This window comes from Snodgrassella sp. W8124 (assembly GCF_016100875.1).
GTDB classification, from domain to species: domain Bacteria; phylum Pseudomonadota; class Gammaproteobacteria; order Burkholderiales; family Neisseriaceae; genus Snodgrassella; species Snodgrassella alvi.
The window spans coordinates 394,083-419,075 of sequence record NZ_JACFRP010000001.1 but is presented as its reverse complement, the minus strand read 5'-3'; the positions used below and the strand labels follow the sequence as shown (position 1 = coordinate 419,075).

Here is a 24,993-nt window from a genome sequence, read left to right as displayed (position 1 = left end):
CTTTTTCGATTCATGGCTGCTGAATCATTCCTGATAATCAGTCTTTTTTTAATTTATAATTCTCTGCAACAGACCATTACAAGCAATACCTATGCTACTGAATTTTTTATACCAAATCTTATGGCAGATAGCACCACCCTTTTTACGCAGGTATTTACGCCGGCGTGCTGCGCTGGCACCGGCATATGCGCTTAACTGGTCTGAACGTTTCGGCAAACCTTATCCCGATCCGGTAAAACACGGCATCTGGGTTCATGTGGTTTCTGTTGGTGAAACACGTGCTTCATTACAATTTATCCGTGCGCTGCAAAAGCATTTTCCGGATAAGCCATTATTGATGACGCAAACCACACCTACCGGCCGTGCCACGGTACAGCATTTTTTTCCTGAAGCACAATGCCGTTATCTGCCCTATGATAAAAAATCCTGGGTTAAACAATTTATCCGGGATCACCAGCCTGTATTCGGCGTATTAATGGAAACAGAAATCTGGCCGAATCTGATTAATGCCTGCGCCGACAATCAGATTCCGCTGTTTATGGCTAATGCGCGCTTATCCGAAAAGTCTCTGCACGGTTATCTGAGAGTACGCTCACTGGTTACGCCGGCTCTGGGCACGTTAACCGGTTGTTACGCCCAGACTGAGGCGGATGCTCAGCGGCTTAAACAAATCGGTGCTGCCAATATTCAGGTCTGTGGTAATACCAAATATGATATTACTCCGCCGGCAGAAATGGCTGAACTGGCACAAACATTCAGACAGCGTATTGGCAACAGGCCGGTAGTTGTGTGCAGCAGTACCCGCTTTTATCACGGCACAGACGAAGCTCAGTTACTGCTTGATGCATGGGCAAAACAAAAAACCGGTAATATCCTGCTGATTATCGTTCCGCGTCATACTGAGCGCTTTGAGCCAACTTACGAATATGCCGAAAAACTGAATTTTATTACCCAAAAACGCAGTGATAACCAGAATATCGCCGAACAGACTCAGGTCTGGATAGGTGATAGTATCGGCGAACTGTTTGCCTACTATGAATGTGCCGATATTGCCTTTGTAGGCGGAAGTCTGGTCGACAGCGGCTGCCATAATATTATCGAACCGATTGTGTGCAAACTCCCTACTCTGTTTGGTCCTTCTACCTATAATTTTGCCGACGCCGCGCCCAAAGCAATTGCCGCCGGCGCAGCCAGGCAAATTCAGTCTGCAGAAGACTGGGCAGCAACAACGCTGGCTTTGCTGGATGATTTACAGCAAAGAAAGCAGATGTCTGCCAGTGCACAAGCCTTTATCCGGCAGCATCAGGGAGCAAGTGAGCGCATGGCACAAACCATTTATGATTGTCTGAGTAGTCATACCAATGAACAATCAGCTGATTGAATTTTAAAAAATCAGAGATTTAAAATTAAACTGAGAGCATAAAAAATCTTAGATAAATACTAATTTCTATTAATATCAATTAACAACTTTTATATTTGGCCGATAAACTGCATACTGAATTTTCTAAGCAGATAAAAAAAGCCAGACAATAGAAATTTGTCCGGCTTTTTTAATGCTAAGCTACATTAATGTACACGTACATGAATAAATGGCACAGAATCTTCCTTAAAACTGTCCTTATATTTATCCAGGATAATTGGCGGGCTATGATCACCAACAACCACTATGTCTGTGTCTTTAAAACCTCCGGCCTTAATTTCATTGGCAAGTACAGTAAAAAACTGATGCTGTAAATTCAGATTCCGGCATGCCTCCTGCCGGCCGTCAAATATCGGCTGTTTACAATCATAAGTATAATTACCAAGTATATCCTTTTCAGAATACGGATGATGAGTGTCGAGTGTCAGCCAATAGATAAATGATTTGCCTTGCGCAGCTTTATTTGCGGCAGACACATCATGCACAATATTATAATCACAAGCGCCGGGAAATGAATGGCATTGTTTGATATTACTGAATTGCGGGAAAAAACGGGCGTTTTGCAGACCCATATGCGGATACCAGTCTTTACGGTCATACATTTTAGAATATGAACCATGAAAAGCCTGAACCAGATAACCTTCTTTTTGCAGGTGTACAGGAACACATTGTTTGAATTTATCAAACGGACCCAGAACAAAATTAGAACTTTTAGCTTTTAAATCGCATAACTCACGCAGTTCTCCCATAATAGTACTGTGCAGTGCGGGATTTTCTCCCTGTGCAATTAACTGCACATTCGGAATATTCTTTAACGGAGCATCAACAGACGGATTAACAGCTCCGTGTTCAGGTATAAACGTTCCCCACGACTCATTTAGAATGAACAATATTTTTTTAGGCGGATTCTGCATATCAATCTGCTTTTGCAATACACCGCCGTGCGGCCAGTCATAAAATTCCGGTTTAACCGTACCTCGCCAGAAAAATTCATGATTGAATTTCAGATTTTGAATCGTTTCATAATAACTTCCCCACCAGCCAGTTGTCTGATAACGATTGGATAGATTGACCCCGCGATAATCAAAGAAGAAAACTGCAAAAATCAGATACAGTATGCCCAATGACCATATCATTCTGCCAGAACATAGCCGAACAATATATTTAAGTATGAGAAACAGACTTATTGCTAAATACAGAACAAATATTGCTATAAATAACCAGTATAATTTCGGGGCATGAGGAATAAAACGTAAAATCTCAATAAACTCGACAATATTATCATAATGATAAAATTGTTTAATCCAGTACAGAATATCAAATATATATACTACCGTGTATGCCAGAGCAAATAATATTAATGACCAGCGTCTGCGCAGGAATATTAAGGGCAAAATCCATATATACTCTAAAACAATAATATATCTTTCAGAGTAAACAAAAATATGAGCCAGCCAGAACAAACCATTGGTTATTAATAAATAAAGTAATAAAAAAATCCAAAATCGTAATGGAAAATAACACTTTAACAGATTTGCTATTTTAATAATTGTTGGAAAATTCTTATCAAAACTCATACTTAATTCGTTTCATATGTACATATGCTTAATGAAAAAAAAGCCGCTACCGCGGCTTTGTATGTATACATTTCCTGAATATTTAGATTGTGAATGCTTTAGGTATATATTTATCAGGCATAGTTGAAGAAGTATTTTTCTTCAGTGAACCATTTTTTAATACATCCAATACTAAGGTCTTAGTAGCAATAGAAGCAGATACTTTGTTTGGATTTACTGTATATGTAATTGTACAGCCTGTTGGAGCGTTAGCAGAAATACTGCCGGTTTTAGCAGTACCACCGATTTTTGCTACACCGTATTTACCAGTCTGCTCATCAATGGTGGTATCAAGTGAATTATTGTCACCTGACATACAATTATTATTCTGCAAATTATCGATAATCTGAGTTTTCAGACCAGCAGCCAGACTGGAAGCCTCTGAAGCCTGAGAACGGGCAATATAATCAGAGTAAGCAGGTACGGCAATTGCAGCAAGGATACCGATAATTGCGATAACGATCATCAATTCAATTAAAGTAAAACCTTTTTGAAAAGCTTTCATTTTATTCTCCATCTTAAAAACGGTTGAAAATTCATTAACACATCAATTTGTATAATACTGGAGCAAATTTCATGCCAGATTTTAAAATTTAATTATTTTTTAAAATACAAAAATGCATCTTGCAAGATAATATTTTGATTTTTATATTTTAAATATTCCGAAATACGCTGGGAATATATTTATCATTTATGGTTAAAGTAGTATTTTTACGTAATGATACGTTTTTCAAAACATCCACTACCAGTATTTTATTTGCAATAGCAGCAGAGACATCTGTATTTTTTACTTTGTAAGTAATTGTGTATCCTGTAACTGAATTAGCCGAAGCCCCTGATGATATTGAAGCATTACTATCAATAGTAGCCGTACCGTATTTACCGGTCTGACTCTCAACAGAATTGGTTCCTGAATCAATGCATGTATTATTTTGCAGATTCTCAAAAATTTGTAATTTCAAAATCCCAGCCATACTCGAAGCCTCACTAGCTTGCGTCCGAGCTATATAATCATTATAAGCAGGAAGCGCTATAGCCGCCAGTACCCCGATTACAGCAATAACGATCATTAACTCTATAAGAGTGAATACTTTTTTCCAATAGATATATTTTCATTGTCCGACCAGATCAGATATTTATGGAAGTGAAAACAACATACATACCACTTTTTTTTGCAAATGGCATATATTTTTCAAAAGAATGTTAAATCTGAATTACTCAAAATTTTGTATATAGATTCATTTAAATTCAACAATGATGCTGCGGCTAATTAAATAACCAAAGCTCTAGGCAAGTATTTCTGTTCTATAGTACCGTTATTGAGTTTTAATGTTCCGTTCCTTAGCACATCTAATTCCAGATATTTATTTACCAGAACAAATGAAGCATTCTGCGAATATACCGTATATCGGATAGAACAGCCTGTTCTGGCAGTAGCCGAATGCTGTGCATTCACGACAGGAAATTCTGTCGTAATCTCTGCAATTCCGTATTTTCCTTTATAACTATACTCTGATGGATTTTGTGCCCGGCATTTTTGATTCTGTAAACTATCTAAAACCTGCGCTTTCAGGTTTCCTGCCAAATCTGCTGCTTCAGCAAGCTGAGCTTTTGCACTGTAATCCATATAAGTGGGCACGGCAATGGCAGTCAGTATCCCTATTATTGCTATCGCAATCATTATTTCAATTAATGTAAAACCCTGGTGATGTAAACTCATGATGATTTTGTATGTTTAAATTTGATTGATTGTCCGACTAACTTGCAAATGTAATATTTATTATTATATTTGATTATTCAATACAAAAATTTATTTATTTTAATTAAAAAATCAGATATGTACTTTTATTTTATAAATAATTGATTGATTTAATTATTTTTAATAAAATTTTTGACAAAATTTATAAATTAAGTTTTTTATTATTAATAGTCAGACAATAATATCCGACGTATATAATTGTAAATTAGATATCTCTTTCCAGACTTAATCTAGAAAATTACAGGTAATATTCCTGCATATACGCCCATACTGCTGCAAGCATAACCATCTGACTGGCCAGATTTCCTGTACCGGCTTCAGAATTAATATAATCAATCTCTTGCCGGGCTGCCCATACTGATAATGAACCATCATCACGAACAGTTTGATTATTCTGTAAAACGACATTGAAATTACGGCCGGACAAAAACTCAAAGGCCCGCTGGCTGGTAACATAGAAAAAATCATGAGGATCTTTATCGGGGCTGACCGCTACCTGGCTCATCCCTTGCGCCATTGAGCCACCAGGCACATAGTTTCGTATGGATAATCCACTTGGATGATTGTTATGCAAAGCAACAATCAATTTGGCGTGAATCATATACTGATTCAGAAAACTGTCGACCTCTTGAGTTAACTCTTCTCTTGCCTGAGCACAATTACCGCGCAGACATTTTAATGCATTCTTCCGGCCGGTTTCAGTAAAAATTCTATTTGGATCAAAGTGATAATTTACTTCATTTGTTTGTATCCTGATTTCCCGGCTGCCACCATGGCGAAAATCCAGCAAACAGCCCTGCTGAATCTGGTTTAATGCCATTAATGCGGTCTGACGTGCAGTTTCTTCATTATCATGTACATGCACCCATACAATATGTTGCCATGGTGTACCCGTACAAGTCTGAGTCACCGGTAATATTTTTACTTGTCCGGTTGTATTAAAGGAATTCGAAACAGAATCTTCTGCTTGCGCAGGTAAGACACCTGTAATCAATAACAATAAAAAAATATACTGACAAATATAAAAAGTTGATTTTCTCATTTAGCTGATTATTTTCTATTTTAATTTCAATTCTTTGTATATATTTTAATTTTGATAAAGATATGCCTGTCAGAATTACATTTTCTGCTGAATATCCAGTCTGAAAACAAAATTCTCCGTTAGTTTTTTTAAATAAATCAATTTTTTAATTTATCAATATACATTTCTCGTCATCTCACTGAATAGATTATTTGCCAAATGTGTCAAATTTTGTCACATTAAACTGAATTATGTAAGTACCGATAGTTATTATACTGATTAAGTATGAATTTGTATTTTTTGATTAATCAGTATGGTTTTAGTTAAAAATAATAATGGTATTCATTACCTATTCGCGGATTTATCAATTTTTCTCTTTTCGTAACTCAATAATATATCTGATCACCCTTTTCCTTCTTTTAAACTGGGATTAATTCCGTTCATTATTTTTACCGGCAGTACTGTTTATGCTCAGGATAATTCAGCAAAGCTGGACGATATTTACGTCACCGCCGAACAGCAGGTTAAACAGTCTCTTGGCGTTTCTGAACTTGATAGTCAGGATATTGAACGCAAAACACCGGTCAATGATATTTCTGAGCTGGTGCGTACAATGCCCGGTGTCAATCTGACCAATAATACTGCTTCCGGTCAGCATGGCAATAAACGCCAGATTGATATTCGTGGAATGGGTCCGGAAAACACCTTAATACTGATTGATGGCCGGCCGGTTACTTCGCGCAACAGTGCACGCATGAGCTGGCGCGGTGAACGTGACACCATTGGCGACGGAAACTGGGTACCGGTAGCAGAAATTCAATCAATTGAAGTTATTCGCGGATCGGCTGCCACACGCTATGGTTCTGGTGCAGCTGGCGGTGTAGTGAACATTGTGACAAAAAAAGTCAGTAATGAGTTTCACGGTTCTATCAATGCGTTTATGAATTTGCCGGCAGATAAAGAAGAAGGCGATACACATCGTATCGGCTTTCAGATATATGGCAATCTGAATAGTACTGATGCAGATTCACCATTCATTAATCAGCGTTCGAATGATAAAGGCAGTAAATCGCTGGCTGCCGGACAGGAAGGTCTGATTAATAAAGATATTGGCGGACGGCTGGCATGGAGCCTGTCTCCGGCACAAACTCTGACACTGGATACTACCTACAGCCGGCAGGGCAATTGCTATAACGGTGATGGTCCCAATAATGTACAGACTGATTACACCCAAAGTTTATATGGTAAGGAAACCCGCCGAGTATACCGCCAGAGTTTTGCACTGACTCATGAAGGTATATGGTACTGGGGTGACAGCAAACTGGTAGCTCAATACGATAAAACTACCAACAGCCACTGCTCTGAAGCGCTGTCAGGTGGTCCTGAAGGCTTGTGTCAGGATTTGGGCAGCAAAGATATTACTTATAAAGACAGTACTCTGACAACAAAACGCCTGACGGGTGAAATACACTTTCCGTTTACATTAGGTGTGTCGCACGTGTGGGTGCGGAATATCAGCACGATAAACTGGATGACCCGGATGGTCTGCGCCGTATAACTCTTCCCGGGGCAGTTTATCCGGCTCCGGCTAACCACACACCGTCACTAAGCAGCTGGGCCGGCTATTTAAAACTGATACCAATGCTGCGCTATGATCACAATAATAAAACGGGCGGCAATGTCAGCCCCGGAGTTAATCTGTCATGGCAGCTTCATCCGAACTGGCTGATTAAAGGCGGAATAGCACGTGCCTACAAAGTTCCGAATCTGTACCAGAGTACAGACAGTTATATGCTGTACAGCAAAGGCAATGGTTGTGCCACCTCTTCCGGAAGCGGCCGTGGCTGCTATCTGATAGGTAACAGTAATCTCAAACCGGAAACCAGTATTAATAAAGAATTGGGTTTTGAATTTAATAAAAATGGTTATCTGGCTTCTCTGGCTTATTTCCGCAATGATTACAAAAATAAGATTGAAGCCGGCCGGCAGATTATATTAATAGACAGTACTGATACGAATTCTCGCTCAGGCGGATATGATTATTTTCAATGGCAATACCCGTAAAGCGCTGGTAGAAGTACTGGAAGGCAATTTAACCCTGCCGTTTTCAAGCAAATGGAAATGGGTAAACAATTTTACTTATATGTTTAACTCCAAAAATAAGGAAACCGGCAATCCTGTATCTGTCATCCCTAAATATACGATTAATTCGTCTCTGGCCTGGAATCCTGCTGAAAAATGGGACACATTACTTACCTATACTTATTATGGCCGCCAGAAACCGCGCACAGTACCGGTAAATCCTGTTGAAGCAGGTATCGGTAACGGAGGAAAAGGAACTACCGGTTTGAGCAGAGAAGAAATCGGCAGTTATGGTATCTGGGGTATTTCCGCCGGTTACGCTGTAAATAAAAATATTAATATCAGAGCCGGAATGTCAAATATATTCAATAAACGTATCTACGCCTCCACACTGCGCGGCACTGCGTATACATACAATGAACGCGGCAGAGCAGTATGGGGCAGTATGAAAGTTTCTTTCTGATACTTTCTGCAAACAGGCTGCCATTCGGGCAGCCTGTTTTTTATAAGCAAATTATTTTTCACCGTGACTTATCAATCAATTTCAGTTACTATCATAAATAGTAATGATTATTGTTTACACATAATGAGCAACTTTATTAAGTAAACAGACAAAGGTTATTCAATCTGACTGTACTTTAACCAAACCACCTGATCCGGCAATATTTTTAACTGGTATTCGATTAATTTTACCATGCAGCAACAAAATCTTACCGCACACCCGTCCTGTTGTCTCCATATATTCTGTAATACCAATCAACTGACGGAAAGATTAAATATGCGCCAGATTATTATTTTTCTTTTATTGTTTTTTACGGCCTTAATCTTGCACAACACAGCCAAAGCTCAGCCTAATCTGAATGAACCAGCTAATTTTGCTGCATTAAAGCAATCAGACAGCGGCTATCTGTTTAATACGCTTGCGTTTACTTCTACAGACGGACAGCGTCATTACCGGGTTTATATAGCAGCTCCCGACCGCAAAGCTTCTGCAGAGGGTTTTCCTGCTTTCTATATTCTGGACGGAAATGCTGCACTGGATTTTCTTACGCCGGAAAATATGCGGGCACTGTCCGCACAGCCTCAGCCTCCGGTGCTGATACTGATTGGCTATGCCACAGATAAACGCTTTGATGCGCAGGCACGGGCCTACGATTACACCATTGCGCCGGACAATGACAATACCGATCCTCTTGATTCAACCAGAATAAACGGCGGGGCTGATATATTTCTGGATTTAATTCAGAATGAAATTATGCCGGCAGTGAATCAACAGGTTCGGATTAATCCCAATGCACAAACTCTGTGGGGGCACTCTTACGGCGGGCTGATGGTTATGCATACTTTGTTTACTCAGCCTAATTTTTTTCAGCACTATATTGCTGCCGATCCGTCCGTCTGGTTACACGGCGATCTGTTACAGCAGGAAGCTGAAACCATGCTTAAACGTCAGGTGGCTTTTTCCGGCAGCAGTCTATGGGTTTTAAGCAGCAAACTCAAAGCCGGTAAATTACCGAAAAATCCTCAGGCGGCCGCACGTATCCGCATACGCAATGAGCATACAGCCAGATATGCCGGTCTGATTAACAAATTCATTAACGAATTAGAGCAAAAAACTGATTTAACTATCAGATATGAGCATTATCCGCAGGAAAATCATGGCAGCCTGTTTGGCAAAAGCCTGCAGCAGGCATTATTTTATCCAGTAATCAGGCAATAAAATGAATAAACGTTCACCACATCAGGCTTATCTGACACGCGTTCAGGATATTATCGATCTGAGCCCGAATTTACGCCGGCTGGTTTTGCATAGTCCGGAGCTGACCGATTATCCGCATCAGTACAATGGTGCCCATATCAAAATATTTCTGGCACCGGATGGTCAGATAACACCGCAATTACCCCAGTTTTCCGGTCATGGTTTTAACTGGACTGAGCCGGATAATAAACCGATTGTGCGTACCTATACCATTCGCAATTATGATGCACAGTCGTGTACGGTAAGTATTGATTTTGTCAAACACGGAGACACCGGACCCGCTTCATCTTTTGCCGAGCATGCTCAGGCTGGAGATATTCTTGGAATCTCTTCCCCCGGCGGACCGAATCCGATGCTGAAAACAGCGTCACGCTATTTATTTGCCGGTGATATTACAGCTCTTCCGGCTATTGAATCTCTGCTGGCAGATATTGCCGCTGATGCGAGCGGTGACGCTGTGCTGTTATTACCGCAAGCAGAAGATCTGCCAGCATCACTCCCGTTACCTGAAAAAATGCATCTGCATACCTTTTTTGGTGATTTGAACCAGATTCCTGCTGTAGTAGAGCATATAAATAGTTTTGCCCCGTTGAATGATGATGACTTTGCCTGGGTTGCCGGTGAAGCAGCACTGGTTAAGCCACTGCGTGAATTGCTGCGTACACAGTGGCAATTACCGCCTCAGCGCCATTATGCCGTCCCCTACTGGCGTCAGGGAGAAAATGAAGATAGTTATCATGAAACACGACACAGATTTATTGATAAATAGATACCTGCTCAAGAAAATTAACTTTAGCCTTGTTCAGGCGGTATAATTAATGCAAACGATAATGATAGGAAATACTGAAAAATGATTAAATCTTGCTGGAAACCTTTTGCTTTGTCTGTTTTAACTTTGTCTCTGCTTTCTGCCTGTGGCGAAAAAACCAATGAGAATCACACTGCCAGTAATGCTTCGTCTGCTGCTGCAACTGCTGTTAACGGACCAACAGTGACAATAAATACTGCCCGCGGAGAAATAACCGTACCGGAGAATCCGTCTAAAGTTGTAGTATTTGATATGGCTACACTGGATGATTTACAGGCATTGAAAGTGCCGGTTATCGGTGCCCCGAAAAAAGTGCTGGTACCGTATCTGCAGCAAACTCTGGAAACGGTAAATAATACCGGTACTTTATTTGAACCGGATATGGAAGCACTTAATGCGCTGAAACCACAGCTTATTATTATCGCAGGTCGTACCGCTCCGAAATATGATGAACTCGCTGCTCTTGCTCCTACTATCGATATGTCTGACAGCGGACAGGATTTAATTGGCGATGGCATGAAAATGCTTGATAGCTACGGTAAGCTGTTTAAGAAAGAAGCTGAAGCGAAAAAACTGCATGATGATATCCAGAATCTGCTTAATGAAACCCAGCAGGCAGCCAAAGGAAAAGGCACTGGTCTGATACTGATGGTTAATGCCGGCAAACTTTCAGCATTTGGTTCTTCCTCTCGCTTTGGCTGGATTCATACTCAGGTTGGCGTACCGGCTGCAGATACCAGCATTCCGGCTTCTCCGCATGGTCAGTCTGTCTCTTTCGAATACGTGCAGAAAATCAATCCGGACTGGTTATTCGTTATTGACCGTACTGCTGCCATCGGCGAAGAAGGTAAAACCGCTCAGGCTGTACTGAATAATGATCTGGTACGTCAGTCTAAAGCATGGAAAGAAGGTCACGTTATTTATCTGAGCAGTGCATCCTATCTGGCCGCAGGCGGCGTACAGCAAATGAAAACTGATCTGACCAATATTAAAGCGGCAATGTCACACTAAGCCGGAGTTTTATTCACGATAATCAGGTTGTGCTATGCTGCATAAATATGCAGTATTAGCGCAAACCTGTTGTCTGTATTTTTTCTGTCATATGCTTCGTTCCTCTCAGATTAATGCAATCAATTTTTTGCTATTACCTATTTTACTGATTATCAGCATTAGTATTGGTGCAGCTTCTTTTCATTGGGGTGATCTGTTTATCAGTAATGATACCCGTTCTTTGCTCTTGTATAGCCGTTTACCCCGTTCTCTGGCGATTATTCTCACCGGTGCCACACTGGCCGTAGCGGGTATGGTGTTACAGATAGTATTGCGCAATCGTTTTCTGGAACCGAGTATGGTTGGTGCTACCCAAAGTGCAGCACTTGGGGTATTACTGGTCTCCATCTGGTTGCCGCAGGCCAGTCAGCTGACCAAAATGAGCTGCGCCAGTCTGACTGCTTTGCTGGGGATGACGCTGTTTTTATTTTTATTTCGGCGTCTGCCTGCACACCGGCAATTAATGATTCCGCTAATCGGGATAATCTATGGCAGTATTATTGAAGCACTGGTAAATTTTATCGGCGTGGAAACCAATACCCTGCAATTGCTGGCAGTGTGGTTTGCCGGCGATTTTTCTGCAGTACTCGCCGGACGCTACGAATTGCTGTGGATTACGGGCCTGATGACATTAGTTATTTATTTTCTGGCTGACCGGCTTACCATTGCCGGACTGGGACAAAATATCAGTACCAGCCTCGGTATCAACTATGCACAAATGATGTGGATTTCCCTGATTACCGTGGCCATGATTACTGCCATTGTCGTGGTAACAGTCGGACAGATTCCTTTTATCGGGCTTGTAGTGCCTAATATTATTTCCCGGCTGGCAGGTGACCGTTTACGTCAGAATCTGCCCGCAGTTGCACTCCTGGGTGCCAACGCTCTGCTGATCTGTGACATTATCGGCCGCACTATCGACCCGCCTTATGAAATACCGGTGTCTCTGATTTTCGGTATCGTCGGAACCGTGATTTTCCTGTATTTGCTGTTTAGAAAGCCTTCTGTACATGCAGTTTAATTCCACTATGCCGTCACATCGCTCCGGTGCACGTTTTTTCGGTGTGCTCGGTATTCTGTTAATTATTGCCAGTATTCTGTTTATGACATATGGCGTTAAAGGAAGCTGGGATTTTGTACTGCAGCTGCGCGGTAAAAAGCTGCTGATGCTGCTTACTGTTGCCTACGCAGTTGGTGTATCCACTTTACTTTTCCAGACTCTGACCCATAACCCTATTCTTACACCGGGATTACTTGGCTACGATTCGCTTTATCTGTTGCTGCAAACCATTACTTTGTTTGTATTCGGTGCAGTAGGATTCACCAGTATGAGTGTGCTGAGCAAATTTGTTATCGAAGCACCAATAATGATGGTTGCCTCGCTCCTGCTGTTTCGCACTTTAACCCGGAACAGTAACGGTGACTTGGCCCGACTGATACTTACCGGTATGATTTTCGGAGTCATGTTTCGCAGTTTCAATAGTCTGCTGCAACGCCTGATTGACCCTACTCTGTTTACGGTTGCTCAAACCAGCTATTTTGCCCAGTTTACCTCCGTGAATGTCACCATGCTGATTATCGGCATGAGTATCATGCTGTTCAGTACAGTCTGGATCTGGCGGATGCGCTATCAGCTCGATGTTCTTATGCTCGGACGTAATGCCTCTATTGCACTGGGTATTAACTATGTACGGCTGAGCCACAGCATTTTGTTATGGATTGCTCTGCTGGTTTCGGTCTCCACTGCACTGGTCGGTCCGGTCAGTTTTTTCGGTTTACTGATATGTGCACTGGTTAATACCTGCGCCCCCGATATGAAACATCAACTGCGGCTGCCGGCAGCATTTCTGGTTGCGGCACTGGTACTGGTCAGCGGCCAGCTGATATTTGAGCAGCTGCTTGGGATGCAGGGCGTACTGAGTGCCGTTATTGAATTTTGCGGCGGCATTGTGTTTCTGTGGCTGGTATTAAAACGCAAACGCTAAGCTGTAACAGTAGCTTTTTTATCATCACCATTTTTTGCACCGATTTAACCTGACAGCATTATGATTACCATAAAAAATGTTAACCACCACATCAACGGTACACCCATTCTCCGCGATATTAATCTTGATATTCCGGATAAAAGCATTACTGCGCTGATTGGTCCCAATGGTGCAGGTAAATCTACATTGTTCTCACTGATTGCCCGCCTGCAACCTTTACAGGAAGGCAATATCCATATTGATGAACTTGAAGTCAGCCACAGCAAATCAACTGCCATAGCCAGAAAATTGGCTATATTGTCGCAAGAGAACAACATACAGAGCCGTATTACCGTACGTGATTTATTACTGTTTGGCCGCTATCCGCATAATCAGGGACGCATCACAGCAGAAGACCAGCAAATTGTTGATCAGGCTTTACAGCGCTTTGAGCTGGAACCATTGCAACAGCGTTATCTTAGTGCACTTTCCGGCGGTCAGCGCCAGCGCGCACTGGTAGCCATGACTTTCTGCCAGCAAACCAAACATGTTATTCTTGATGAACCGCTTAACAATCTGGATATGTATCATGCACGTGAGCTGATGCGTTTATTACACCAGCTTACCGGCGAACAGGGTCTGGCTACCATTATGGTGGTTCACGACATCAACATGGCAGCAGCCTATGCTGACCATATTGTTGCTCTTAAAGACGGGCAGATTGTTATGCAAGGTACACCAGAAGATATTATTACTGTAGACCATATTCAAACCATATTTAATCTGAATACAGAAGTTGTCAGCCATAAAGGGAAACCTCTTGTTATCCATCACTTCTAGCAGGCTTTATTATGCAAAACAATAATACCCCCGGTTCACGCAAAATGACGGGGCTGATTACTGCCATGATTGCTTTGTTTGTCGTACTGGCTGCATGGTTTATCTGGCTGTTTTTGGGAGATGATGCTGCCGTACGGATGTCAATGGCACGGATTATGCTCATTTTTATGGGGCTGGTGTGTACTTTTCTGTTTGGCGTATTTATTATGATTGGCGCGAAAATCTGGCGCCGGCAACACCCGCATCACTAAAAACGCATAGATTCAAAGCCAAAAGCCAAACTGAAAGTTATGCTAATCCGCATAACTTAGTACCAGCGTGTTTATTAAAATAATTTTTCTGCTGCTTTCCGGCTCAGACTTAATAATTATTCCGCATAGCAATTAAAAATCTGTATTCTTATTATCTTGTTGTTCATTTATATCCTTATCTGATTCTGAGATATAAATCTGCCATGGAATGCCTGTAAAAAAGCAGTTTTGGCAGATTTGGTATAATACACATACTACTAATTTTCCGGCAATCTCTGTGCCATGTCTGTATACGAACTTAACCAAATCCTGAGTAAAGACCGCTATTACCTGTATCGAGCCTGTAAAAATCCTGCCCGTTTCGGTGGCGAGGAAAAAGTAAACAGCCGTTACCAGCGCTCTCATCAGGCTTATCTGCAACGTCTGGCCGGACTGCCTGTACCCGAATACGATAACACTTTACCTGTGCATGAAAGACGCGAAGAAATCAAGCAGGCAATCAGTCAGCATCAGGTCGTTATCGTTTGTGGTGAAACCGGTTCCGGTAAAACCACCCAGTTACCGAAAATCTGTCTTGAGCTAGGCCGTGGCGTAGCCGGACTGATTGGTCACACTCAGCCAAGGCGGCTGGCCGCACGCTCAGTAGCCGAACGAATTGCCGAAGAACTGCATAGCCGGATCGGACAGCATGTCGGCTATAAAGTGCGTTTCAATGATAAAACCGCGCCGGAAAGCTACATCAAGCTGATGACTGACGGCATTTTGCTGGCAGAAAGCCAGACCGACCGCTTTCTCAGTGCTTACGATACCATCATCATTGATGAAGCGCATGAACGCAGCCTGAACATTGATTTCCTGCTTGGTTATCTCAAACAACTGTTGCCACGGCGCCCGGACCTGAAAGTCATCATTACCTCAGCTACGATTGATGCCGAACGTTTTAGTAAACATTTCACACAGAACGGTGTAGCAGCACCGGTGATTGAAGTATCCGGACGTACCTATCCCGTAGAAGTACGTTACCGTCCGCTGCACACCACAGATGCAGACGAAGCTGAAATAGAAATCAATGATGCCATCGTTGATGCCGCAGATGAACTGGCACGAGAAGGTGAAGGTGATATTCTGATTTTTCTGCCGGGTGAAAGAGAAATTCGCGAAGCAGCACATGCATTACAGCAATCACCCTTGCGTCGCAATGATGAGATTCTGCCTCTATTTGCACGCCTGTCAGCAGCCGAACAGCATAAAATCTTTCATCCCAATGGTCGTCAGCGGCGTATCGTACTGGCTACCAATGTTGCCGAAACCTCACTCACCGTACCCGGTATCCGTTATGTTATCGATACCGGACTGGCGCGGGTAAAACGCTATTCAGCCCGTGCTAAAGTCGAACAACTGCATATCGAACCTATCAGTCAGGCTGCGGCACGTCAGCGCGCCGGCCGTTGCGGTCGCGTTGCCGCCGGTATCTGTATACGCCTCTACAGCGAGCAGGATTTTAATCAGCGCCCTGCCTTTACAGATCCGGAAATTATCCGCAGTAATCTGGCGGCTGTAATCCTGCGCATGATCAGCCTGAAACTCGGCGATGTTAGTGCATTCCCCTTTCTCGAAGCACCTGACCAGCGCTATATCAATGACGGCTATCAGGTATTGCTCGAACTGGGCGCAGTAAATGAACATAATCAGCTAAGCAAACTTGGTGAGCAAATGGCACGTCTGCCAGTAGACCCGCGTATTAGCCGCATGCTGCTGGCGGGGAAACGCTTGCAATGCGTTGCCGAAATGCTGGTTATTGTGGCTGCGCTGTCGATTCAGGATCCGCGTGAACGACCAATGGAAGCTCGTGAAGCTGCTGCCAAAGCACATGAACGTTTTAACGATAAGCAGTCGGATTTTCTCGCCTATCTGAATATCTGGGACTCCTATCAGCGCGAACGTGACAAAGGATTATCCAATCGTCAGATGGTGCAGTGGTGTCATCAATATTTCCTTTCTCATCTGCGTATGCGCGAATGGCGCGAGCTGCATCACCAGCTGGCACAAATTGCCATAGATATGGAACTTACCGATAAGGCCGGTGCTTACCGGCAATTACCGGACAATCATCCCCGTCCAGCCATAACTGACAATAGTGATCAGGACTTATCCGCAAAACTCAAACAGCAGCAAATCGTCCGCCGGCAGCAGCGTCAGCAACGGCAACAGGTAAAAGAAGCCAGCTACGAACAAATTCACCGTGCCCTGCTGACCGGACTAATAGCCAACGTTGGACTGAAAAGCCCCGAAGGCCACGACTATACCGGTGCGCGAGGAATTCATTTTCACCTTTTTCCGGCATCCGCTCTGTTTAAAAGTAAGCCTAAATGGATTATTGCTGCTGAGCTAACCGAAACCTCACGACTATATGCCCGTGATGTCGGCAAGATTGAACCGGAATGGATTGAAAGCGAAGTACCTCATCTTCTGCGCTATCATTATTTTGAGCCACACTGGGAACAGAAACGCGGTGAAGTGGTGGCCAGTGAACGCATTACTCTTTATGGTCTCACTGTTTTGCCTCGCCGCCCGGTCGCCTATGGGCGCATCAATGCCAAAGAAGCACGCGAAATTTTTATTCGCAGTGCACTGGTAGCACAGGAATGCGATCTTAAAGCAGCTTTTTTCCGGCATAACCATCAACTGATCGAAGAAATCACCGAACTGGAACATAAATCACGCCGGCAGGATGTACTGGTAGATGAAGAAGCACTGTTCAGTTTCTACGACCAGCGTCTGCCGGCAAATGTAGAAAACAAAGGCCGTATTCTGCCGCTGGCCGATATCCGTACCTTTGAAATGTGGCGTAAACAGGCGGAGGCAGAAAATCCGAAACTATTGTATCTGAGCCGTGACGACCTGATGCAACATGCAGCCAGTAATGTTACTGAAAGCCAGTTTCCGGAATATCTTGATACTACAGATGGTCGCTGTGCGCTCAGCTACCGTTTCGAACCCCATCATCCGTTTGACGGTGTCACTATAGCTGTGCCTCTGCCACTGCTTAACCGCATCAATGCATCCAGACTGGAATGGCTGGTTCCCGGCATGATTCGAGAAAAGCTGCAGTTACTGATAAAAGCCTTACCCAAACAAATTCGCCGTATCTGCGTGCCTGTACCTGATTTCATCACTACATTTCTCAGCAGTCATCCTGATATCAATGCGCCTTTACTGCCTCAGCTGGCACAGGCCATTGCCCGTCAGGCCGGAGACATGCGTCTGCTTAACCAGATAGACGTCGAACATTGGCAAACCCAGCAACTGCCGGCACATTGTTATTTCAATATTCAGGTGATTGATGACAGCGGCACAGAACTGGCCAGCGGTCGTGATCTTATTAGCCTGCAACAACAGCTCGGACAGGCGGCTGCGGTTACTTTCCGTGACAACAGTAATGAGTTTGAGCGAGATAACATTACCAGCTGGGATATAGGTAAACTACCGGAGAGCATCAAATTTGCCCGTGCTCAGCAACAGCTTACCGGCTATCTCGGCCTGCAACTGCAAAAAAACGGCAGTATTTCCCTGAGGCTGTTTGATACAGCGGCAGCTGCCGAACAGGCACACCGCAGCGGCGTACTTGCTCTGATGAGTCTGCAACTGAAAGAACAGGTTAAAGACCTGAATAAAGGTCTGCCCGACTTCACCCAAATCGCCATGCTGCTTAAACATCTGGGTACTGATACTTTGCGTGAAGACCTGACTCATGCCGTTCTGGATCGGGCTCTGATAGGTGAAGATGAACTGCCGCGTGATGAAAAAGCTTTTAAAGAACAGATAAAACGTGCCCGCAGCCGTTTACCGGCAGTTAAAGAAGCTGTTAATCAATATGCCCTGCAAACAGCGCAGGCTTATACTGAAGTCAGCAGCCATCTGGGTAAACACCCGTTAACCCCGCTTCTGCGTGAGCATCTGAACAGTCTGGTTTATCCGGGTTTTGCCAGTGCTACACCATGGCAGCAGTGGCCGCGTCTGCCGGTTTATCTGCAAGCCATGCTCAGGCGTATGGATAAATACGGCAGTAATCCGGCACGTGATAATGCGCGGGAAAACGACATTCAGGAACTTACTGATACCTGGCAAAAAAAAGTACAGCAATACCGGCAACAAAATCAGCCGGTACCTGCTGCCATTGCCGAATTCCGGTGGATGCTGGAAGAACTGCGCGTCTCCCTGTTTGCTCAGGAGCTGAAAACACCCTATCCGGTTTCAGCAAAACGCCTGAGCAAAGAATGGGATAAACGCACGGCTATTTTATAAATGTACTCAATAAAACAGCTCTGTTCAGAAAAACAGAGCTGTTATCCCGTCCGTTTTACCGGCAGTTATGACACAGATTTCTATTACTTTTCATCTGCTAACTCCTGGAAATCTTTATCTATATAACCAGGCAAACGAAATCTCACTTTGACCGGGGGCAGATCAATACTCATTTTCTGTGCCAGTAACTGACCGTCAATATACTTATTTTCAAAAACCGGTACAGTTAATTCACCGAGAAAAACCATCAACTGTTCATAGGACTGAAAACAGACAGCACACCAATATTCACTGTCAGTCACTCTTTGTCTGAGCTGCGCAGGCATTTTTTTAACCTGTTGAAACTCTTCTTTCAGCCCTCTCATCTGCTCTAATGCATCTGCATCTGTATTCCTGTCAGCATGCTTTGAACATGAAACCGGTTCGGATTTACCTCTCTGCCTTCCCCTGTTATAAACAGATTGTGCAGATACTTTAATTTTCATTGTTTTATCTTTTTCCATTAGCACATTCCCAGCGATAAATTTCTAAATCACACAGCGGAAAATACTCCAGAATTTTTCGGTAATCCTTCGGATAGAGTTCTTTAACAGGTAACAAAAAACGTAAATCCAGACTATCAAATGAGCAGCCAAACACCCTGTAATCACTTCCCAGCCTGATGTTATGCTGCTTAAAACAGCGGAGCAAATCCCCTTTTTTCCAGTCCCATACTGGATAATACTGACACTGACTCTTCACAATCGATCCGTGTCTCTGCATACTCAGGCGCTGTTTGGAACTATGTTCCACTCTGGTACCGTTCGCTACCGGGGTATTGGACGGTAAATTAAATTTTCTGCACATCATCCGGCGGATATCAGCAAAATCAAAATTCACCAAATTTGCCTTATCAATCACAGATATATTAGATGGTGGCTGAAAAACATGTGCACTGAGCATCTGATACAGTGCTGGATGCGGCAAACGGGTAATTTTGAAATTAAACTGGCGTTCATATAAATCAAGCTGTTCTTCTACAAATTCCAGCTCGGGCACCAGATACAAATAATAGGGATAAATCTCAGTAAAACTATCCCTAATTGCCAGATACGCAGCAACAGCATTCTTACCTGTGCTAAATGCCAGAATACTCTGACGATGATCACAGGCCATCTTCCGGACTGTTCTGGCCCCAGATAAAATAGCCATATTCGCAAAATTCCCTTATAAACCAACACTGCATAACTCAATTAGTATAGCTAAAATAAATTTAGATGCTCAACATGCTACAATCACCATAAACTATTAAAAAATATAAAAAATAGCTGCATACTCATTAAACCAGCAATAAAAAAGCATAACCAACCTTATTTAAATAAATTTATGTCTGGCATTCAGCTTATTATGCAAATAAATACCTAATGATATATCTGGTAAAGTTTTCGATTCCTGCTTCAACCTGCTTCTTGACACTAAAAGCTATTTCCTGGCACATATTGACAAGTCAACTTATATAAAAAAATTAAAATAAAAATCAATAGTTTAAAATATCAAACATTACATTAATTCCTGATTTAACATCACTCATAACCCAGATTTAAAAATATTTATATAAATATCAAAACCATATTTAAAATAATTTGTATATTTCAGTAATAATAAGAAAATATTTGTAGACATAGATTAATATGACTGATATTATTAACACCTGAATATCTAAGCTATTTATTTCCCTGACCCGGTCATTTTGTTTATAAGCTTTTCTCCTACACTCCGGCTTATAAATTTTTAATGACGGGTTTTTTTTATATAAATTCAGAAATCTATTTTATATTACTAAAATTTTATTCTTTTTCTATCTATTCTATTCTTCTCAATTCATTAAAAAACAGAATAAAAAAATTTCCTCATAAATACTTGTTAATTTGAAGCAGATTATTTGTGGTTTTTTTACAAATTAATCAAATTTTTATACTTTTGCTTTTTTATATAGGTATTACAATTTTCGAAGCAGGCATCAAATTCATCTTTACTGCTAAAGTCTTTTCTATCCAAATATATTAAACGTCTATATGATCTGTTAGAATTTTTTCTCTTTAAATACAAATAAATTCTATTGTGAAATTTAATCACTGAATAAAAATCCTGCCACTCAAAGCATGTCTTATTTCCTTTTTTTTCTTTTGTCAGGCACTCAGAAGTAATTTCAATAATATAATTGCCAAATCCGCCTATTTTTTCAAATTCATCCTTGATTTTAAATATCGGATAGAAAATAGTTATAATATTCAGAATTATCAGAGAAATTGTTATTCTATTTATATAAATATTATAAGCATCAATACCAATTACTATAATCAATATTGGAAGTGTCATAATAAAAGCATAAAAGGCTTTAGTATTTATTTTAATAATCATAGGATTAATCCGGTAAAAATAAATTTATAATTACTGATGTTTTACTTACCAGTATATAAATTTTTTTTAACGCCTGATTTTTTCATTTTAGCCATTACATTATACATTTATTTGTTAACTTAACATCGACCATAAATCCTCAAGTCAGACAGCATTCTGTTAAATTAAAATTTTAATTTCTTAAAAAAAGAATTTTAGTTAACCTGAAATCCGGTTAATTATCCGTTTTACTACTTATCATAATCAGAAAGTGATTTTTAAGTTTGCCATCCCTGAATTACTGTGCCAGTGGCTACCATTTTCATACTGATACTGAATACCGGCTTTCAGATTACGGCTGATCTGTACGTTTCCACCTACAGCAGCATTCCAGCGTGTTTTTGCTGAAGCCCATTTACCGGAACGTTCATTTCCGTGTATTCCGGCAAAACCTCCGCGCATTGCATATTCTCTGTCGCGAAAATCATGCTCAATACCCAGCAGTCCGAAAATATCAAACACAGTATCCCGTATACCAAAACGATATTGAGTAAGAATACTGGCCGAACCAGCTACAACGCCTTTATTAAGCTTTCGGGCATATAAACCATAACCGCTTGCCCCCTCTTCGCTAAAATGATTCTGTTGCAAATAATCATATCTCAGACCTAGCTGCGGTGTCAGAATTAATTGATTCAGATAAAATGCTTTACCCCCTTTAAAAGCCAGTTGCCATACGTTACCTTTAGCTTTCGCTCCCGTAGCTTCTGACGACTCACCCAGCCATATTCGCCGGTTGACATCATTGGAAAAACGGTTGTATCCAAAGCTGCCGGATATGTAGACACCGTTCCATCGGTTTGGCGCATAAAATGAACCAGCAATTAAACCATTGGTTTTAATATCAGCATTGCCATATTGTTCATTCCAGCCGGTATTTTGAAAAGTATAGGCCAGCGCTGCAGATAATCCGTTACCAAATTTTTTACTGATACCGAATATACCGCTATTAGTATTCTGTTTTCCTCTGACAACAGTGGGATCCCAGCGATTCTGTGAATGATTAAATTCCATAATCACATTAACCTCATCAGAGTTATTCTGAATTGATGACATAAAGTCACTATTCAGTTTTCCTAATGTTAGAGTGCTGACCATATTAGCGTTACTGTAAACCGCACCGGATAAAGAATATAACGACCGCCTTAAACTCTGAGCGGACTGTACATTCTGAATTCTGGCCGCACCATCGAATAATTCTTTATCCTGTTCACTATATTGGTTCGCTGCGGGTATACCATCCAGCTGGCTGAAAGCCGTATCCACAGCTCTGGCAGCGGACTCTATTGCCGGATCGGCAATACTGCGGGTTAACAGACCATTATCCATAACAGCTTTTTGTGCAGAAATACGGGTAATATCAAAATCTACGTTATTGTCATCGTAAACCGTTTTACCATCTAGCAGAATTCCACCGGAAAATTCAGTTGAGTCAAATTCACCCAAGCGTTTTTGTGCATTAATAACAGCTACTTTTATCCCTGTCTGAGGCACAAAACCGGCTTTAAGCGCATCGAAATATAATCTGCCGGCCAGTCTGGCAGTACCATTGACAGTAGTTCGGCTACCAAGGCTGGTCTGAAAAGTACCCGCTGCCGTCTGGTTAAAACTACCATTAACAGTGGCATCCCGACTAATAAATGTACCTGAATTATCTACTGAACCAGTGAAGCCTTTAACCAGATAAGCAGCATCTTTACCAATTTGCGTTGCAGACTGGCTACTGCCATTTACGGCCAGCGTACCAGAATTAATCTGCGTTTTACCCTGATAAGTATGATTACCCTGCAATATCAGTGTTCCGGTACCATCTTTGATTAGCCCGCCTTGCCCGCTGATATCATTACTGAATACATAGCTACCGTCGGTTACATTTGCTGAGAAATCACCGAAGGCAAATTGTGCCGGTCCGTTAACCGCCTTACCAATATTCAGCAGTCCCCAGCCATATACCGAATCTACACCTTTAGCGCCCAGGTCAGTGGCCGTAGTCAGTAGTGTGGTTCGCAAATTATTATTGGTCATCCAGGGATATTTTTGTTTAACCAGTGCCGCAGCGGCAGTAACCTGGGGAGCCGAAAATGAAGTGCCTGTGATACTGGTTAGTGGCAATGCATTAATATCATCGCCGGGCTTTGCGTACAAATTAGCAATCTGATACTGATAATAAGCCACCATACACCAATTTTTAGCATCGCCGCATCTGTTGGAAAACTTTTCAATTGTATTGTCGCTATCTACACCAGCAACAACAATCCAGCCTTTCTGCAATTCAGGTTCAATTAAAGGAAATAACGATTCAATACTGGGCTGACTTTGCCCGTCATTGGCAGCTGCCCAGATAAACAGCATATCATCCTGAACCAGTGAAACAAAACGACCGATATAGGATGCAGATTTATCAGCAGGATTATCTGCATTTAAATAAGCTTTAGCTATATTAGTATACCATTGCTTATTACTATAATAATTAGCGCCATAACTGTTATTGACGATTTTCACGCCAGCCTTATCAAGCGCGTTAAACGAATTTATGGTAGCCAGTAAATTGATTAATCCCGGCCCACGGCTATCTGTTGCACTGGCTGAATAAATTTGCACCTCTGGAGCAATTCCAATTTTTTTACCCCTGACATCTTTACCGGCAATATTTAAAGCTACTGCATCACCATGCGGGTAAGCCTTACCATTATAAGGTGTCCCGAACTGTCCCAGATCAACAACATTGTCAGGTAAAGCTGGATGATTAACATCGACTGGCAAATCAACAATACCGACCTTCACCCCCTTACCATCAAGCCCCTGATCCCGTGCATCTTTCAGATTTAGCAGGTTAGCTTGTGTATTATCCTCACCGTATACACTGCGGGGATACTGGTTTTTACTCAACGGAACTTTTATTGCTGATTCGGTACTGTCCATTCTCGACGGATTGGATGAAGGAACAGGAATATTATCAGCCGGATCTATCGGAGTCGGATCAACCGGCTCATGTTTGTCTGGATCTGGATTAACTGGAGGAGGAGTAACTGGAGGAGGAGTAACCGGAGGAGGAGTAACCGGAGGAGGAGTAACCGGAGGAGGAGTAACTGGTGAAGGCACATTTGGTGTGTTTTCTCCGTCTCCCGGTGTCTGGTTTCCGGTACCGGGATCGGTTCCGCCCGGTTTACCTCCAGTTTCAGTAGAATTAGAATGAACACCACTGCCACCGCCACCACATGCCGTTAAAGCAAATGAAACAGCAATCACTATTGATTTAAGCATTAAAGCTGAATGTTTCATACTGGCTGTTCCTTTATCTTAATTTGAAAAATAAATATAAAAATTTAAATTTCATTTTTATTAATATTTCTTGATAACCTTAATGAACATTGATTTGCTTATTCAGTTCGGGTTTAGCATTCAGGCATGATACATGGTCTAAATTACTGATTTACTTGTCTATATATTTATTAACCAAATAAGATTTTTTTTATCTATTTTAATATTCCGTACTATTATGTATTTAATTTCAGATTGGTAAATTATAAATAAATATACCAAATAAATAATTTATAGCTTTATTTACAATATTGATTTAAACCAGCGAAATATAGGTACTAAAAGGCATTAATGCAGTATCTCATTAAAAAAAATAAAATTTTTACGCATAAAGAATAATATTTTTTAAATTTTTTAC

The 24,993-nt window shown here is 41.7% G+C and carries 21 protein-coding genes; 12 read left to right on the top strand and 9 right to left on the bottom strand.

The genetic code is table 11. The features are described from left to right. Nucleotides 1–91 precede the first annotated feature (91 nt). A complete protein-coding gene (gene waaA / locus H3U73_RS01905) occupies nt 92–1,381 on the top strand; it encodes a lipid IV(A) 3-deoxy-D-manno-octulosonic acid transferase (RefSeq protein WP_198189933.1) in 1,290 nt (429 codons plus the stop codon). Between the two features lie 185 nt (nt 1,382–1,566). Here waaA and H3U73_RS01900 read toward each other — a convergent pair whose 3' ends face one another. The 5 genes from H3U73_RS01900 to H3U73_RS01880 all read right to left on the bottom strand — a co-directional run bounded on the left by H3U73_RS01900 (nt 1,567) and on the right by H3U73_RS01880 (nt 5,795). After that, a complete protein-coding gene (locus tag H3U73_RS01900; RefSeq protein ID WP_198189932.1) occupies nt 1,567–2,556 on the bottom strand; it encodes a sulfatase-like hydrolase/transferase in 990 nt (329 codons plus the stop codon). Between the two features lie 523 nt (nt 2,557–3,079). Then, on the bottom strand, nt 3,080–3,541 hold the full coding sequence (locus H3U73_RS01895; RefSeq protein ID WP_198189931.1) for a pilin: 462 nt from the start codon (nt 3,539–3,541) through the stop codon (nt 3,080–3,082). Between the two features lie 148 nt (nt 3,542–3,689). Beyond that, the gene (locus tag H3U73_RS01890) at nt 3,690–4,106 is read right to left on the bottom strand and encodes a pilin (RefSeq protein ID WP_198189930.1); all 417 of its coding nucleotides are present in this window, start codon (nt 4,104–4,106) and stop codon (nt 3,690–3,692) included. A gap of 200 nt (nt 4,107–4,306) precedes the next feature. Next, nucleotides 4,307–4,756, bottom strand: a complete 450-nt coding sequence (locus H3U73_RS01885; RefSeq protein WP_198189929.1) for a pilin — start codon at nt 4,754–4,756, stop codon at nt 4,307–4,309. Nucleotides 4,757–5,033: 277 nt separating this feature from the next. Next, complete coding sequence (locus H3U73_RS01880; protein WP_198189928.1) at nt 5,034–5,795, bottom strand: hypothetical protein; 762 nt, start codon at nt 5,793–5,795, stop codon at nt 5,034–5,036. A 415-nt stretch (nt 5,796–6,210) separates the two neighbouring features. On the opposite strand from H3U73_RS01880, the gene H3U73_RS10610 reads away from it, so the two are divergent. The 11 genes from H3U73_RS10610 to hrpA all read left to right on the top strand — a co-directional run bounded on the left by H3U73_RS10610 (nt 6,211) and on the right by hrpA (nt 18,875). Next, nucleotides 6,211–7,374 carry a TonB-dependent receptor plug domain-containing protein gene (locus H3U73_RS10610; protein ID WP_370570147.1) on the top strand — a complete coding sequence of 388 codons (1,164 nt, stop codon included), beginning with the start codon at nt 6,211–6,213 and terminating at the stop codon, nt 7,372–7,374. Beyond that, a complete protein-coding gene (locus H3U73_RS10720) occupies nt 7,317–7,880 on the top strand; it encodes a TonB-dependent receptor domain-containing protein (RefSeq protein WP_370570139.1) in 564 nt (187 codons plus the stop codon). The genes H3U73_RS10610 and H3U73_RS10720 overlap by 58 nt, the downstream gene beginning before the upstream one ends. Beyond that, a complete protein-coding gene (locus tag H3U73_RS10715) occupies nt 7,852–8,361 on the top strand; it encodes a TonB-dependent receptor domain-containing protein (RefSeq protein ID WP_255516544.1) in 510 nt (169 codons plus the stop codon). The genes H3U73_RS10720 and H3U73_RS10715 overlap by 29 nt, the downstream gene beginning before the upstream one ends. Nucleotides 8,362–8,676: 315 nt before the next feature. Then, nucleotides 8,677–9,618, top strand: coding sequence for an alpha/beta hydrolase (locus H3U73_RS01870; protein ID WP_198189927.1), 942 nt, complete (start codon nt 8,677–8,679; stop codon nt 9,616–9,618). A gap of 1 nt (nt 9,619) precedes the next feature. Beyond that, on the top strand, nt 9,620–10,426 hold the full coding sequence (locus H3U73_RS01865) for a siderophore-interacting protein (RefSeq protein ID WP_198189926.1): 807 nt from the start codon (nt 9,620–9,622) through the stop codon (nt 10,424–10,426). An 81-nt stretch (nt 10,427–10,507) separates the two neighbouring features. Next, a complete protein-coding gene (locus H3U73_RS01860; RefSeq protein WP_198189925.1) occupies nt 10,508–11,476 on the top strand; it encodes a siderophore ABC transporter substrate-binding protein in 969 nt (322 codons plus the stop codon). A gap of 91 nt (nt 11,477–11,567) precedes the next feature. Beyond that, on the top strand, nt 11,568–12,536 hold the full coding sequence (locus H3U73_RS01855) for an ABC transporter permease (RefSeq protein WP_078475186.1): 969 nt from the start codon (nt 11,568–11,570) through the stop codon (nt 12,534–12,536). 7 nt (nt 12,537–12,543) lie between these two features. After that, nucleotides 12,544–13,500 carry an iron chelate uptake ABC transporter family permease subunit gene (locus H3U73_RS01850; protein ID WP_084547950.1) on the top strand — a complete coding sequence of 319 codons (957 nt, stop codon included), beginning with the start codon at nt 12,544–12,546 and terminating at the stop codon, nt 13,498–13,500. A 60-nt stretch (nt 13,501–13,560) separates the two neighbouring features. Then, a complete protein-coding gene (locus H3U73_RS01845; RefSeq protein WP_198189924.1) occupies nt 13,561–14,319 on the top strand; it encodes an ABC transporter ATP-binding protein in 759 nt (252 codons plus the stop codon). Nucleotides 14,320–14,330: 11 nt separating this feature from the next. Further along, the gene (locus H3U73_RS01840) at nt 14,331–14,570 is read left to right on the top strand and encodes a hypothetical protein (protein ID WP_037475112.1); all 240 of its coding nucleotides are present in this window, start codon (nt 14,331–14,333) and stop codon (nt 14,568–14,570) included. A 282-nt stretch (nt 14,571–14,852) separates the two neighbouring features. Further along, nucleotides 14,853–18,875: an ATP-dependent RNA helicase HrpA gene (hrpA, locus tag H3U73_RS01835; RefSeq protein WP_198189923.1), complete on the top strand. Its 4,023-nt coding sequence runs from the start codon at nt 14,853–14,855 to the stop codon at nt 18,873–18,875. Between the two features lie 83 nt (nt 18,876–18,958). Here hrpA and H3U73_RS01830 read toward each other — a convergent pair whose 3' ends face one another. From H3U73_RS01830 to H3U73_RS01815, 4 genes are all read right to left on the bottom strand, one after another. After that, nucleotides 18,959–19,378: a hypothetical protein gene (locus H3U73_RS01830; RefSeq protein ID WP_078475159.1), complete on the bottom strand. Its 420-nt coding sequence runs from the start codon at nt 19,376–19,378 to the stop codon at nt 18,959–18,961. Beyond that, nucleotides 19,365–20,066, bottom strand: a complete 702-nt coding sequence (locus tag H3U73_RS01825) for a phosphoadenosine phosphosulfate reductase (protein ID WP_078475158.1) — start codon at nt 20,064–20,066, stop codon at nt 19,365–19,367. Before H3U73_RS01825 ends, H3U73_RS01830 begins: the two co-directional genes overlap by 14 nt. Nucleotides 20,067–20,807: 741 nt before the next feature. After that, nucleotides 20,808–21,275, bottom strand: coding sequence for a YcxB family protein (locus H3U73_RS01820; protein ID WP_110414409.1), 468 nt, complete (start codon nt 21,273–21,275; stop codon nt 20,808–20,810). A gap of 243 nt (nt 21,276–21,518) precedes the next feature. Next, the gene (locus tag H3U73_RS01815; protein ID WP_198189922.1) at nt 21,519–24,596 is read right to left on the bottom strand and encodes a S8 family serine peptidase; all 3,078 of its coding nucleotides are present in this window, start codon (nt 24,594–24,596) and stop codon (nt 21,519–21,521) included. Nucleotides 24,597–24,993: the final 397 nt, after the last annotated feature.